The 13,116-nt window shown below is 56.8% G+C and carries 13 protein-coding genes and 1 riboswitch; of the genes, 4 read left to right on the top strand and 9 right to left on the bottom strand.

Features of this window, described 5'->3' with window-relative positions; genetic code table 11:
• Positions 1 to 63 precede the first annotated feature (63 nt).
• Positions 64 to 1,341: an outer membrane protein transport protein gene (locus OJHNALOF_RS13350; protein WP_165662309.1), complete on the top strand. Its 1,278-nt coding sequence runs from the start codon at positions 64 to 66 to the stop codon at positions 1,339 to 1,341.
• A gap of 110 nt (positions 1,342 to 1,451) precedes the next feature.
• Positions 1,452 to 2,678, top strand: a complete 1,227-nt coding sequence (locus tag OJHNALOF_RS13345) for an EAL and HDOD domain-containing protein (protein ID WP_165662308.1) — start codon at positions 1,452 to 1,454, stop codon at positions 2,676 to 2,678.
• A gap of 39 nt (positions 2,679 to 2,717) precedes the next feature.
• Here the strand turns inward: OJHNALOF_RS13345 and OJHNALOF_RS13340 are convergent, their stop codons facing one another.
• Positions 2,718 to 4,271 carry a Na+/H+ antiporter NhaC family protein gene (locus tag OJHNALOF_RS13340; RefSeq protein ID WP_370462327.1) on the bottom strand — a complete coding sequence of 518 codons (1,554 nt, stop codon included), beginning with the start codon at positions 4,269 to 4,271 and terminating at the stop codon, positions 2,718 to 2,720.
• Positions 4,272 to 4,342: 71 nt separating this feature from the next.
• Positions 4,343 to 4,517: riboswitch (Lysine riboswitch) on the bottom strand.
• A 340-nt stretch (positions 4,518 to 4,857) separates the two neighbouring features.
• On the opposite strand from OJHNALOF_RS13340, the gene OJHNALOF_RS13335 reads away from it, so the two are divergent.
• Positions 4,858 to 5,265 carry an H-NS family nucleoid-associated regulatory protein gene (locus OJHNALOF_RS13335; RefSeq protein ID WP_094198870.1) on the top strand — a complete coding sequence of 136 codons (408 nt, stop codon included), beginning with the start codon at positions 4,858 to 4,860 and terminating at the stop codon, positions 5,263 to 5,265.
• A gap of 146 nt (positions 5,266 to 5,411) precedes the next feature.
• Here OJHNALOF_RS13335 and OJHNALOF_RS13330 read toward each other — a convergent pair whose 3' ends face one another.
• From OJHNALOF_RS13330 to cmk, 7 genes are all read right to left on the bottom strand, one after another.
• Positions 5,412 to 5,642: a DUF3820 family protein gene (locus OJHNALOF_RS13330; RefSeq protein ID WP_165662306.1), complete on the bottom strand. Its 231-nt coding sequence runs from the start codon at positions 5,640 to 5,642 to the stop codon at positions 5,412 to 5,414.
• Positions 5,635 to 6,348, bottom strand: a complete 714-nt coding sequence (pyrF, locus tag OJHNALOF_RS13325; RefSeq protein ID WP_165662305.1) for an orotidine-5'-phosphate decarboxylase — start codon at positions 6,346 to 6,348, stop codon at positions 5,635 to 5,637. The genes OJHNALOF_RS13330 and pyrF overlap by 8 nt, the downstream gene beginning before the upstream one ends.
• A gap of 53 nt (positions 6,349 to 6,401) precedes the next feature.
• Positions 6,402 to 7,571 carry a lipopolysaccharide assembly protein LapB gene (gene lapB / locus OJHNALOF_RS13320; RefSeq protein WP_094198867.1) on the bottom strand — a complete coding sequence of 390 codons (1,170 nt, stop codon included), beginning with the start codon at positions 7,569 to 7,571 and terminating at the stop codon, positions 6,402 to 6,404.
• Positions 7,572 to 7,579: 8 nt separating this feature from the next.
• The gene (locus tag OJHNALOF_RS13315) at positions 7,580 to 7,867 is read right to left on the bottom strand and encodes a LapA family protein (protein ID WP_094198866.1); all 288 of its coding nucleotides are present in this window, start codon (positions 7,865 to 7,867) and stop codon (positions 7,580 to 7,582) included.
• Positions 7,868 to 7,955: 88 nt separating this feature from the next.
• A complete protein-coding gene (ihfB, locus tag OJHNALOF_RS13310; protein ID WP_094198865.1) occupies positions 7,956 to 8,237 on the bottom strand; it encodes an integration host factor subunit beta in 282 nt (93 codons plus the stop codon).
• A gap of 67 nt (positions 8,238 to 8,304) precedes the next feature.
• Entirely contained in the window at positions 8,305 to 9,975 is a 1,671-nt protein-coding gene (gene rpsA, locus OJHNALOF_RS13305) for a 30S ribosomal protein S1 (RefSeq protein WP_094198864.1), read from the bottom strand.
• Positions 9,976 to 10,082: 107 nt separating this feature from the next.
• The gene (gene cmk, locus OJHNALOF_RS13300) at positions 10,083 to 10,763 is read right to left on the bottom strand and encodes a (d)CMP kinase (RefSeq protein WP_094198863.1); all 681 of its coding nucleotides are present in this window, start codon (positions 10,761 to 10,763) and stop codon (positions 10,083 to 10,085) included.
• Positions 10,764 to 10,967: 204 nt separating this feature from the next.
• On the opposite strand from cmk, the gene ribA reads away from it, so the two are divergent.
• The gene (ribA, locus tag OJHNALOF_RS13295; RefSeq protein ID WP_094198862.1) at positions 10,968 to 11,567 is read left to right on the top strand and encodes a GTP cyclohydrolase II; all 600 of its coding nucleotides are present in this window, start codon (positions 10,968 to 10,970) and stop codon (positions 11,565 to 11,567) included.
• A gap of 61 nt (positions 11,568 to 11,628) precedes the next feature.
• Here the strand turns inward: ribA and OJHNALOF_RS13290 are convergent, their stop codons facing one another.
• Positions 11,629 to 12,930: a dicarboxylate/amino acid:cation symporter gene (locus tag OJHNALOF_RS13290; RefSeq protein ID WP_165662304.1), complete on the bottom strand. Its 1,302-nt coding sequence runs from the start codon at positions 12,928 to 12,930 to the stop codon at positions 11,629 to 11,631.
• Positions 12,931 to 13,116: the final 186 nt, after the last annotated feature.

Below are 13,116 nucleotides of genomic sequence, written 5' to 3'. Positions count from 1 at the left end.
TTTTTCAGGCCGGTCGCGTTGGGTTGTCGCGCCATTGTGTTTCCACCAGCAAAGAGGGTGATGATGAACCAGAAAACGCTGACACTGACCTTACTCGCCGGCGGGCTGGCGAGCATGACCGGCCAAGCCCAGGCCGCCGCCTTTCAGCTGGCGGAGCAAAGCACCAGTGGCCTGGGCCGAGCCTACGCCGGTGAAGGGGCCGCCGCCGACAACGCCGCCGTGCTCGGCCGCAACCCGGCGGCCATGACCCTGTTTGAGCGCCCGGCACTGTCGGCCGGGGCGGTCTACGTCAATCCGGAAGTGGATGTGAAAGGCAAACCAACGTCGCCACAGGCCGCCGGTGCCGCCAGCGCCGGGCTGCCAACTCAGTCTGACGATATCGCCGATGATGCCGTGGTGCCTTTTTTCTATTATGTGCAGCCCATTAACGCACGGTGGGCGGCGGGCGTTGGCGCCTTTACCAATTACGGCCTGTCCACCACCTTTCAGGACAACCACTATGCCGGACCGGTGGCGGGCAAAACCTCGCTGACCACCATAAACTTCAACCCCAGCCTCGCCTACCGAATGAACAGGCATCTATCACTCGGTGTTGGCTTTAATGCGGTCTATGCGGATGCCGAGTTGATCAGACACAAAGGCTTACTGTCGCTCCCTCCTGCGATGGGAGGCATTGGTGGTCAAGCAACGGACGAAGTGGCTCGTCTTGAGGGTGACGATTGGGGTTATGGGTGGAATATCGGCCTGCTGTTGGAAGCGAACGAACATAACCGCTGGGCATTGACCTACCGCTCGGAAATAGATCTAACAATGAAGGGCGATTATTCTGGTCTCAATACCGCTGGCCAACCGGTATCAGCCACTCTGGACCTGACCCTGCCGGCCATTGCCGAGCTTTCCGGCTTTCACCGGGTTCATCCCGAATGGACCCTCCACTATGGCCTGATGTGGACCGAATGGAGCAGCTTTGAAGAGCTGAAAGCGGTCAGTAATGATCCCCGCTGTACCCCTGACTGCTTCCAGAAAGACGAAAAGTTCAAAAACAGCTGGCGCATCAGCGCCGGGGTCACCCATGAGCTCTCCCCCGACTGGACGCTGCGCGGCGGCCTGGCCTACGATCAGTCACCGGTACCGGCGGCCACCCGTAGCATTTCCATTCCGGACGTGGATCGCACCTGGTATACCCTGGGCGCCACCTATAGGGTGAATGACGCGCTGAGCCTGGACGGTGCCCTGGCCTTTCTCAATGGCGGCAAGGTGGAAGTCAATGAAAGCCCCTATCAATTCAGCTCGGGTGGCGATGCCTGGCTGCTGGGGCTGCAAATGAATTACCGCTTTTAAAAAGGACAGCAAGCATCACGGCGCCCTGACAGGTTTCGAACCTGACAAGGCTTGGTGAGTTTCATATGCTTCCTGTATATTAATAAATCAGGTTCTTACGCGGTGTCTACATGGAAAATTACAGTTTTGTCGCCAAACAGGCCATTCTCGACGTTCATGGCAAACCCCTCGGCTATGAGCTGCTGTTTCGCCAGGGGCTTGACAATCGTTTTCCCAACATCGGAGCCGAACAGGCCACCCGCCGGCTAATGGCCGAACAATTCCTCAGCCAGAAGATTGAAGATCTGGTGGGCCCGGCCATGTGTTTTGTAAACTTTCCCGATACCCTGCTGCACGAAGGGCTGGCCGAGAGTTTTCGGCATTACAATATCGTAATTGAGATCCTTGAAGACGCGACCCCCACGCCTCAGTTGCTGGCATGCGTGCAGGATCTCAAGGCCATGGGCATGAAAGTCGCCCTGGACGATCATATTCCACATGAAGCCTGGCATGACTTTTTTCCCTACCTGGACTTTATCAAGCTGGACTTGCGCGAACTGCCGCTGGAGGAATGCAAGCGCCTTATTAATACCTGCCGGCCCCATACGTCACTGCAGTTTATTGCCGAAAAAGTGGAAACCCGGGAAGAATTTGAGGCCGCACGCAAGCTCGGCTTCCAGTATTTTCAGGGCTATTACTTTCAGCAGCCCCAGGTGGTTCAGCGCCGCCTGCTGACCACGGATGAAAGAACCGCCTTTGATCTGATGGCCGCCGTAACGGAGTCTACCGTTGACTACGACAGGGTGACCGAGCTGTTTATGCGGGACTTGCCTCTCACCTACAACCTGCTGCGTTACATCAATAACCAGCACCTGGGATACAAGGCCTCCGGCATCGACAAGCTGCGCAGTGCCCTGGTCTACCTCGGGCAAAAGCAACTGAAACAATTCACCGCCATGGTGATGACCGCCTACATCAGTAAGGGCAAAAGCCAGGAGCTGTATCGTCATGCCATGATTCGGGCCAGGTGGTGCGAGCTGATGGCCACCAACATAAAGCCGGAGCTGGCCGAAGACGCATTTTTATGCGGCCTGTTTTCCCTGCTGGATGTGCTGCTGGATCAGACCATGGAAGAGGTGCTGCCCAACCTGACGGTAAGCGAGCAGGTGCAACAGGCCTTGCTGGAGCGCAAGGGAACCCTGGGGTTTCTGCTGGGGGTAGTGCACGATCATGAGCGGGCCAACTGGTCCCTGCTGCAGAAGCGGCTGAACTTTATCGACATGGATCAGCAAACCAGTGCACGTTGTTACGAAGAGGCCGTGCACTGGAGCCTGGCCCTGGATGCCGAGGGCGACTGAACATCGCCCTTTCCTCTTTCCTCTGCGCCTTTACGGCGGTCAGCCGCGCCGAACCGCCGCCCAGACTCCCAGTACCAGCACAAAGCCCATTGCCGCCGCCGCAAATCCCGCCAGCAGGCTGCCGGTCACCCCCAGTGCCAGAAAGCCGGTTATGCTGACCACGGCCATGGAAAGGGCATAGGGCAGCTGGGTCACCACATGATCGATGTGATGGCAGGAGGCACCGGTGGAAGACAGTATGGTGGTGTCGGAAATGGGCGAGCAGTGGTCGCCAAAGACGGCACCGGCCATCACCGCCGCCATGCCGGGCAGCAACATCTGGGCATCAATGGCCATGGTCATGTCGGCGGCGATGGGCAGCATTACGCCAAAGGTGCCCCAGCTGGTACCGGTGGCGAATGCCATGATGCCGGCCAGCACAAAGAGAATGGCCGGCAGCAGATACAAGGGCAGGTTTTGCTGCACCAGTGACGCCAGGTATTTGCCGGTTTCCAGCTCGCTGATAAGGCCGGCAATGGTCCAGGCGAACAACAGAATGTAAATGGCTGGCAGCATACCCTTGATGCCCACCGCCAGGGTGTGCAGCCAGTCCCGTGCCGAAGTGCGCTCACGCACCAGCGCCAGGGCGCAGATCAACACGCCGGCAATGCCGCCGCTCACCAGAGAACGACCCACGTTGGTGTTTTCCAGCGCGCCCAGCAGGCTGAACGCCTGCCCCGCCTCGCTCAGGGCCTGGGCTCCGGTCCATATCAAGCCGGCCAGGGTGACCAGCGTCAGGCCACCAATGGCAAACAACAGGTCTGACACTCGGCCACCGCTTCTCTCGTGATCGTGCACACCGGGGGGGGTGCCCTTGTCGGCATCATAAAGCTCGCCGTCCAGCGCTCGGCGCTCGTGGCGACGCATCGGCCCCAGATCCCAACCCCCCTTGATCACCAGAATCACCATCAGCAGGGTAAAGATGGCGTAGAAATTCATGGCTCCCATGGTCAAAAAAGCCGCCAGGGGGCTTTGACCAGTCAGGCCGTAACTCGCCAAAATGCCGCCGATCAGGGCGATAATATAGGCGCCCCAGGACGATATCGGCATCAGCACGCAAATGGGGGCCGCGGTAGAATCCAGCAAATACGCCAGCTTGGCCCGGGAAATACCGAAACGATCGGTTATCGGCCGGCAAATGGTGCCCACCGACAGGCTGTGAAAGTAATCATCGATAAAGAAGACAAACACCAGCAGGCCGGTCATGACCTTGGCCTGTCGCCGGCTTTTAATGCGCGCCTGCGCCCATTCGGCAAAGGCATGGGTGGCGCCGGCTCGGCTGAGCATGCTGATAATACAGCCTAGCAATAACAAAAATAACAGAATATTGACATTCCATTCATTAACGGCACCCTCGTCCCAGAAAAGGTTAAATACCTTGCCGGCGAGATGAGTAAAGGCGGCGACCGGCTGGAATTGCAGCAACAACAACGCTGCCAGAACAATGCCCAGGCCGAGGGAAAGCAAAACGCGACGAGTAACGATGGCCAGCACTATGGCAAGCACGGGAGGGAATAGTGACCAAATACTTTGAATAAAAGGATGAGTGTCCACAGCAGCACCTGAATCTTGAGTTACAAAAAACCACCAGGAGCAGGAAACCGACACTGTCACGTCCTTTCTTTCCCAGCAGTAGCGCATCACGACTCGGGAGTCGTGACAGTATCAGCCCTTTCGGTACTGATCCCAGCGCCTGGCTCTTGATAGAGCCGAACACTTCGGCAACGCTTCCTTTCCATCGGGATAAACGGCATCACCCTGCCCCGATGTACTGATAAGCGCTGCGCCTCTACGCAGGTAAGTTGGCGGATTTTACTGCCGAAAAACAAAAAATCAATACATTTGTCTATATCATGTGCATTAATCCGCTTGAAAAAGCGGCTGCCGGTCATCATACCCTGCCCTCAGGTTCCGGCCGCTGAGAGGGTTAGTTTAAAAGTGAGAAAGCACTTGCATAATATGAAAATCATCACGCAAATATAGTTGCATTATGCGAGCATATTAATAACCGCTTCCTCTTATTTTTTCTCGAATGACATCATTAAAAACAGGACATAAATCAATTTACTTGCAACACCGGCAATCAGCCTGTAAATTTAAATTATTAAAAACAAATATACTTAAACAACAGGTGTAACAGATGACCGATTTCCTGAAAACTCTACTGAATATTCGCAGCCTGCGTGCCGCCGGCCGTGAGATGACCATGGAGCAACTGGAAGAAGCTCTGAGCAAATTGACCATGGTGGTGGAAGAGCGCCGCGAAGCTGAAGCCGAAGAGAAAGCCAAGGCCGAACAGAAAGAGCGCAAGCTCAAGGAATACGTCGACATGCTGGCTGCCGATGGCATTGATATCAGCGATCTGATGGAAGTCGCCGAGCCGGCCAAGAAAGCCAGCGCACCGCGCAGCAAGCGCCCGGCCAAATATGCCTACACCGATGAAAATGGCGAATATAAAACCTGGACCGGCCAAGGTCGCCAGCCCGCCGTGATCAAGAAAGCCATTGAAAATGGCGGCTCTCTGGAGCAGTTCCTGATCAATCAGTGATTCACAGATTGGTGTGAAAACGGGGCCCCGGGCCCCGTTTTTTTATTTATTTAAATCGTATAAAGAAATTGGTTTTAATGCCTAAGACTCATATTGAGCCTATATCTGACGTAACCGCTGCCAATCACAAATAAACGTGACCCCGCCTAAAGCAGAGCATAAAGCGATTGATCCAGGCCATTGTGCTTGAGTTCATACACCAGCGCCAATTCGGCGCCCAGGCCACCTGCCGGCCAGCCCTTGCGCTCCATCCAACACAAGTAAGCCAGAGGGAGCCGTAACAACGGCTGACCACGGTACTTACCATAGGGCATGGGTTTGCGAATAATACGCAGCAACCCGGCCTGATCCAGGCCGGGTGATAGCGGCTCAACCATGCAGGCTGGCGTTAATAGCACTCAGGGCCGCCGCGGGATCCTCGGCCTGAGTAATGGGGCGGCCAATCACCAGATAGTCACTGCCCGCCTTTAACGCCAGCTCCGGAGTCATGATACGGCGTTGATCGCCGGCATCACTGCCCGCAGGCCGAATGCCCGGGGTGACCAGTTTAAAGTCCGGGCCCAGCTCGCTCTTCAGCAGGCTGGCTTCCTGGGCGGAGCACACCACACCGTCCAGGCCGGCCTGTTGGGTCAACCGCGCCAGCGCCAGCGCCTGCTCGGCGGGAGAACGCAGCACACCGGTCTGATTCAACTCTTCGGCGGTCATGCTGGTCAGCACGGTTACTGCAATCAGCAGCGGCGCCCTGTCACCGTAGGGTGTCAGGGCCGTCTTTGCCGCTTCCATCATACGGCTGCCACCACTGGCGTGCACATTCACCATCCACACGCCCAGCTCCGCGGCGGCGGCCACCGCCTTGGCGACGGTGTTGGGAATATCGTGAAACTTGAGATCCAGAAACACATCAAACCCTTTCGCCACCAGGGTGCGCACAAATTCAGGGCCGAACAGGGTAAACATCTCCTTGCCTACCTTGAGTCGGCACTGCGCCGGATCCAGCTGCGCCACCAACGCCAGCGCCTGTTGCTCGTCGGCAAAGTCGAGTGCTATCAATACCTTGGGATCGCCATTGCGTGTTGTTTGCATGAAATACCTTTTCTTTTTTGTGAGGGGTGAGGAGTCATAACCCCTGTCGTAATTTACTCGCCGTCGAGGCCGCGCACCGGCTTGATGGTGCCCCACTGCCGGCAGGACGGACATTGCCAAAACAGGCTGTGAGCCGAAAAACCACACTGGCCGCAACGGTGGCTGGGCTTGGCCTTGATCTGCTCGGCCACCAGTGCCCTGAGCATTTCCAGGCTGGCCCGCGCCCTGCCCTGTTCGGCATTGGCGGCATGGTAGGACATCAGCCGGTAGAACCCTTTCATGGTGGGGTGACGCTGCAGGTGAGACAACACCAGCTGTTCGGCATTGACCTGACTTTCCCGCTCGGCCACGCGGTCTGCCAGCATCAGCACGGCGCTGGCCCCAGTGCCGGACGCAACCCATTGCTCCAGCAGGGCGGTAAAGGCGTCATCCTGATCCAGCTGCCGATGACAACGCTGCAAATCGGGCAGCACCTCACTGATAAAGTCCGCATCCTGCGCCACCACCTGCTCCAGGCAGGCGGCGGCCTGGGCCCACTGGGCCTGCCCCATCAGCAGCGCCGCCAGCCTGATATTGGCACGCACACAGCCGGCATCGGCCTTCAGCGCCTTTCTGAAATCGGTCGCCGCGCCCTTTTCATCCTGCCGGCGCCACTTCTGCTCCGCCAGTTCGCAATAAAAATGCCCCATGGGCACCAACACCTTGCTGCCCTGGCGCTTTTTCAGACGGGCAGCCACGGCAATGGCCTGTTCCCAGTCACGCAGCTGCTGATAGAGGGTCATCAGCAGCTCAAGGGCTTCCTGCTCGTAATCGGGGTCGTCTTTGAGTTCAGTCAGGATTTGCTCGGCGCGATCCAGCAGACCAGCGGCAAAGAAATCTCGGGCCAGCTCCAGCATGGCTAAATGGCGTTGCTCGAGAGACAGGTTGGTACGGGCGATCAAATTTTGATGAATACGAATGGCTCGGTCTACTTCGCCACGGGTACGGAACAGGTTTCCCAGCGCCAGGTGGGTTTCAATGGTTTCGCTGTCAACCTGCAGCAACTGAATAAAGAGATCGACGGCCTTGTCGGGCTCGTCGGAAAGCAGAAAATTCAACCCGGCAACATAGTGCCGGGAGAATTGGCTGGATTGTTTCTGTGCATCCTGGCGAACGCCTCGGCGTCCCATATACCAGCCATAGGCTGCTGCCACCGGAAGCAGCAGAAACAGCAATTCCAGCATGAAGTTCGTCAGTCCTTAACCGGCAGCGCCCTGAGCTCTTCCAGTTCCCGTTGCTGACGCTCAACCTTTTTGTGCAGCCCCTTGTTGGTCATTTTAAGACGCAGCATAACCAGGCCAAAAACAAGCCAACCCAAGGCAAATCCGGCTACAAAAATAATCGCCAGCAAAGAAGACAGTCGGTAGTCTCCCTGGGCCAGCAAATAATTGACATGCACCAGCTGGTCATTCTGGGAGCCCAAAGTCAGCCCTACCGCAAAAAGGACAGCCAGAATTATCAGGCCAAAAATTATTTTCACCTTACCCTCTCAACATCCTGATTTTGAGTAAACGGCATTATCCCGAAAAAGCCGGGGGGACGCCACCGCGGCCGGCGGAAAAGTGAAGCTACGCCGGGTTTACCCGTTCCCGCAGCTCCTTGCCTGGCTTGAAATGGGGCACGTATTTACCGTTAAGCTCCACCTTTTCTCCGGTCTTGGGATTCCGTCCCAGGCGGGGGGCACGGTAATGCAGGGAAAAACTGCCGAAACCGCGAATTTCAATGCGATCACCCGATTGCAGGGTCGACGCCATTTGCTCCAGAATTTCCTTGATGGCGTTTTCCACTTCCTTGGCGGAAAGGTGCGCGTATTGTTCCGCCATACGTTCAATCAGGTCGGATTTTGTCATGCTACTGTCTCCGGAACACCAAATAAAAAGGGGCCGCGAAGGCCCCCTTGTTTCAATTCGGACAGGCTTATTCGCCTTTCGCCGCCTTGAATGCTTCGGCCATGGCACTCAGACCAACTTCTTCTTGCTGCTGGTTCAGGGTGTCGATGGCAGCCTTCTCTTCAGCTTCGTCCTTCGCGCGGATGGACAGGCTGACGGTGCGGTTCTTGCGATCGATGCCCATGAAGCGAGCTTCAATTTCTTCACCGGCGTTCAGCACGGTGGAGGCGTCTTCGATGCGGTCGCGGGAGATGTCGGCAACGCGGATGTAACCTTCCACGCCTTCTTCCAGCTCAACCACGGCACCCTTGGCGTCAACGGCGGTGATGGTACCCTTAACGATAGCACCTTTCTTGTTGTCAGACAGGTACTTATTGAAGGGATCTTCGTCGATTTGCTTCACGCCCAGGCTGATGCGCTCACGCTCCGGATCGACCTGCAGAACAACGGCTTCGATCTCGTCGCCCTTCTTGAATTCACGAACAGCTTCGTCACCGTTGGCGTTCCAGGAGATGTCGGACAGGTGAACCAGACCGTCGATGCCGCCTTCCAGACCAATGAAGATACCGAAGTCGGTGATGGACTTGATCTTGCCAGATACGCGGTCACCCTTGTTGTGGGTTTCGGCGAACTGCTGCCAAGGGTTGGATTTGCACTGCTTCAGACCCAGGGAGATACGACGACGCTCTTCGTCGATATCCAGAACCATCACTTCCACGTTGTCACCAACGGAAACAACCTTGGACGGGTGAATGTTCTTGTTGGTCCAGTCCATTTCGGACACGTGCACCAGGCCTTCAACGCCTTCTTCGATTTCAACGAAGCAGCCGTAGTCGGTCAGGTTGGTTACGCGGCCGGCCAAACGGGTGCCTTCCGGGTAACGGTTGGCAATATCTACCCACGGATCTTCGCCCAGCTGCTTCAGGCCCAGAGACACACGGGTGCGCTCGCGGTCGAACTTCAGGACTTTAACGTTGATCTCGTCGCCCACGTTCACGATCTCGGAAGGATGCTTAACGCGCTTCCAGGCCATGTCGGTGATGTGCAGCAGGCCGTCTACGCCACCCAGATCTACGAAGGCACCGTAGTCGGTCAGGTTCTTGACGATACCCTTGACTTCCTGGCCTTCCTGCAGGTTTTCCAGCAGCTGCTCGCGCTCGGCGCTGTTTTCGGTTTCGATCACGGCACGACGGGAAACCACAACGTTGTTGCGCTTCTGGTCCAGCTTGATGACCTTGAACTCAAGCTCTTTGCCTTCCAGGTGAGTGGTGTCGCGAACCGGACGCACGTCTACCAGGGAACCGGGCAGGAAGGCGCGGATGCTGTTCACTTCTACGGTGAAACCACCCTTGACCTTGCCGTTGATCACGCCGGTCACGGTTTCTTCGTCTTCGTAGGCCTTTTCCAGCTGCAGCCAGGCTTCGTGGCGCTTGGCTTTTTCACGGGACAGCTGAGTCTCGCCGAAGCCGTCTTCCACGGCGTCCAGCGCTACGTCTACTTCGTCGCCAACGCTGATTTCCAGCTCGCCCTGGGCGTTCTTGAACTGCTCGGCGGGAATGGCAGACTCGGACTTCAGACCGGCGTCAACCAGCACGATGCCGTTTTCAATGGCAACAACGGTGCCCTTGACGATGGAGCCCGGACGGGTTTCGAGTTCTTTCAGAGACTCTTCAAAGAGTTGAGCAAAAGATTCAGTCATGTTTAATGAATACACTGTTAAGTTGAACATCCACGGGGCAATCCGGCGCTCGTGGGGTGACTAACACATTCCGCCCGGCTTCCCTGAGGGCGGCATTGCCAAATGGCTTAACGACCAAGTTTAACCTTAGTATGACTCAGTACCCTGTCCAGCACCTGGGTGATGGTCAGTTCGGTGGAGTCAATCACCAGGGCGTCATCGGCCGCCTTGAGCGGCGCCACGGCCCGGTTACGATCCCGGTCGTCGCGCTCTCGAATTTCGCTTAAAAGGCGGTCAAAACTAACATCAAACCCCTTTTCTTGCAACTGCTTGAGGCGTCGACTGGCACGCTCTTCGGCACTGGCGTCGAGGAAAATCTTGACCTCGGCATCCGGAAACACCACGGTGCCCATGTCGCGACCGTCGGCAATCAGCCCGGGCCTGGCGCGAAAGGCGCGCTGACGGCGCAGCAGCGCCTCGCGCACACGGGGAAACGCCGCGACCTTGCTGGCCGCGTCGGCCACTTGCTGAGTACGAATATCGCGGGACACATCTTCCCCTTCCAGGATCACACGAATGTCGCCGCCCGTTGTCGGAAACTGCACGTCCAGGTGCGCTGCCAGGGGCATCAGCCCCGCTTCGTCATCCAGAGCCACGTTGTGGTGCAGGGCTGCCAGTGCCAACACCCGGTAAATGGCACCGGAGTCGAGCAGGTGCCATTCCAGTTGTTCCGCCAGCAGCTGGCAAAGGGTTCCCTTGCCGGCACCGCCCGGGCCATCCACGGTGATGACGGGAGCTTGTTCAGACATACATCCTCCAGTGAAACATGAGTTCGGATACACTGCCTTTGAGGCAGGCATCGCGCGGGCGGCATTATAACCGACTCACACCACAAAGACAGGCATTACAAACAATTAACAAAGCCGCCAATACGATTGAACCTATACCTGTCGCTCCATCCGCTTTACAATAGCCGGCATTTTTTATTGATGTGCTGTTTTAAGAGGAAGGCCATGAGCAGTGTTACCCGAATGGCAAACTCCAAGTTGCCCACTCCCTGGGGCACCTTTACCCTGGTCGGTTTTGAAGAAAAGGGAACAGGCAAGGATCATGCCGCCCTGGTAATGGGGGATGTCGACAACGGCGAACCTGTGCTGGCCCGCATTCATTCCGAATGCCTGACCGGCGATGCCCTGTTCAGTCTGCGCTGTGACTGCGGCTTTCAACTGCAGGCGGCGCTGGAGCGCATTGCCAAGGAAGGTCGCGGCGTACTGTTGTATGTGCGCCAGGAAGGCCGGGGGATTGGCCTGCTGAACAAAATTCACGCCTATCACCTGCAGGATCAGGGCAAGGATACAGTGGAAGCCAATGTCGAGCTGGGCTTTGCCGCCGACATGCGCGACTACACCATCTGTGCCGACATGCTGCACAGCCTGGGTGTGGGCGAGCTTCACCTGATGACCAACAACCCGCGCAAGGTCAAGGCGATGGAAAACTTCGGCATCAAGGTAGCCGAGCGCCTGCCGCTGCAGGAAGGCCGCAACCCGTTCAACGAGCATTACCTCAATACCAAGGCCGGCAAGCTGGGTCATATGCTGAAAGACAAGGACTGACCGCCCGCCCCAATAAAAAATACCGGCCCTTGGCCGGTATTTTTTTATCCGTGTTCGAGCCTTATTCCTTGGTGAAATGGACGTCTTCTTCCTTTTCACCGGCATGGGGATCGTGAAAGCGGCTCACGTTCATGGCGCCTTCGCTCTTGCCCACGATGCAGGTGACCACGGCGTCGCCGGTAATGTTGACGGCGGTACGTATCATGTCGAGCAGACGATCCACACCGATGATCAGTGCAATGCCTTCCACCGGCAGCCCCACCTGGTTCAGCACCATGGCCAGCATCACCATGCCCACCCCGGGCACACCAGCGGTACCAATGGAGGCCAGTGTAGCGGTCATGATCACCATCAGGTAATCGCCAAAGGTCAGATCAATGTTGAACGCCTGGGCGATAAAGGCGGTGGCCACCCCTTGCATGATGGCGGTGCCGTCCATGTTGATGGTGGCACCCAGGGGCACGGTAAAGGAGGCTACCCGATTTTCCACACCCATGCGCCGAGTGGTGGTTTCCAGGGTCACCGGTATGGTGGCGTTGGATGACGCGGTGGAAAAGGCAAACATGACTGCGTCTTCCATCTTTTTGAGAAAGGTGATCGGGCTCAGGCCGGTGAACACCCGGAACAGGGTGGAGTAGGTCACCAGGGCATGCAGCAGCAGGGTGCCCGCCAGCACCAGGAAATACTCAATCAGATTAAGAATGGCATCCAGCCCCAGGCTGGTGAACAGCTGGGCCATCAGGCAGAACACGCCGTAGGGGGCCAGGTTCATCAGCAGCGCCACCAGCTTCATGATCACTTCGTTCAGATCCACAAACAGCGCCGCTACCCGTTCCCCGGACTTGCCCGCCAGGCTGATGGCAATGCCAAACAGCACGGCAAACACGATGATCTGCAGGGTATTGCCCTGGGCCATGGCGTTGATGGGGTTGGTGGGGAACATATTAATGATCACCTCGGCCAACGACGGCGCCTCGCGGGCGGCAAAGGTGCTAGAGGTCGCCAGATCCGCCCCTTCACCGGGCTTGAACAGCTCCCCCATCAGCAGAGCCAGGGAAATGGCCACGGCGGTGGTGAACAGGTAGAACGCCAGGGTCTTGCCCCCCAGCCGCCCCAGGGTGGAGATGTCTTTCAGGGAGCTGGTGCCGCATACCAGGGAGACAAAGATCAGCGGTACTACCAGCATGTTGAGGCTGGCAATAAAAATTTTGCCGCCGACCATGAACAGGCCGTTGACCAGATATTCCTGAACCAGGGCGGCGTCGGCAAACAGGGTGCGGATAACAAAGCCGGCCAGCATCCCCAGGGCCATGCCCACCAGCACACGGGTGGTGAGCGACAGCTTTTTTTCACTCGCATTCATGAATGAATACTCCTTATTCAAAGTCCCAAACGGGCGGGGTCGCAATCGAGGTGCGCAAGGGTAGCAGCTAATAACGTAAAAATCTTCAAAAACCCACAAATGGCGGAATAAAAAACCATAAAAAATAAAAAAAGCAAAAATTAAACCCACAAAAGTGGGTTTAGTCCTGTATTTAACGCGATCTGC

The sequence above is a fragment of the Oceanimonas sp. MB9 genome (assembly GCF_011319775.1).
Lineage (GTDB): Bacteria > Pseudomonadota > Gammaproteobacteria > Enterobacterales > Aeromonadaceae > Oceanimonas > Oceanimonas doudoroffii.
Note: the sequence above shows the minus strand (reverse complement) of the source record. Positions and strands in the feature narration are given on the sequence as shown.

Excerpts from the sequence above, each read along its gene's own strand:
- OJHNALOF_RS13330 (WP_165662306.1), bottom strand. The coding sequence starts at position 5,642 with ATGGTTGAGCCGCTATCACCCGGCCTGGATCAGGCCGGGTTGCTGCGT.
- rpsA (WP_094198864.1), bottom strand. The coding sequence starts at position 9,975 with ATGACTGAATCTTTTGCTCAACTCTTTGAAGAGTCTCTGAAAGAACTC.
- ihfB (WP_094198865.1), bottom strand. The coding sequence starts at position 8,237 with ATGACAAAATCCGACCTGATTGAACGTATGGCGGAACAATACGCGCAC.
- OJHNALOF_RS13345 (WP_165662308.1), top strand. The coding sequence starts at position 1,452 with ATGGAAAATTACAGTTTTGTCGCCAAACAGGCCATTCTCGACGTTCAT.
- ribA (WP_094198862.1), top strand. The coding sequence starts at position 10,968 with ATGAGCAGTGTTACCCGAATGGCAAACTCCAAGTTGCCCACTCCCTGG.
- OJHNALOF_RS13350 (WP_165662309.1), top strand. The coding sequence starts at position 64 with ATGAACCAGAAAACGCTGACACTGACCTTACTCGCCGGCGGGCTGGCG.
- lapB (WP_094198867.1), bottom strand. The coding sequence starts at position 7,571 with ATGCTGGAATTGCTGTTTCTGCTGCTTCCGGTGGCAGCAGCCTATGGC.
- OJHNALOF_RS13335 (WP_094198870.1), top strand. The coding sequence starts at position 4,858 with ATGACCGATTTCCTGAAAACTCTACTGAATATTCGCAGCCTGCGTGCC.
- OJHNALOF_RS13290 (WP_165662304.1), bottom strand. The coding sequence starts at position 12,930 with ATGAATGCGAGTGAAAAAAAGCTGTCGCTCACCACCCGTGTGCTGGTG.
- cmk (WP_094198863.1), bottom strand. The coding sequence starts at position 10,763 with ATGTCTGAACAAGCTCCCGTCATCACCGTGGATGGCCCGGGCGGTGCC.
- pyrF (WP_165662305.1), bottom strand. The coding sequence starts at position 6,348 with ATGCAAACAACACGCAATGGCGATCCCAAGGTATTGATAGCACTCGAC.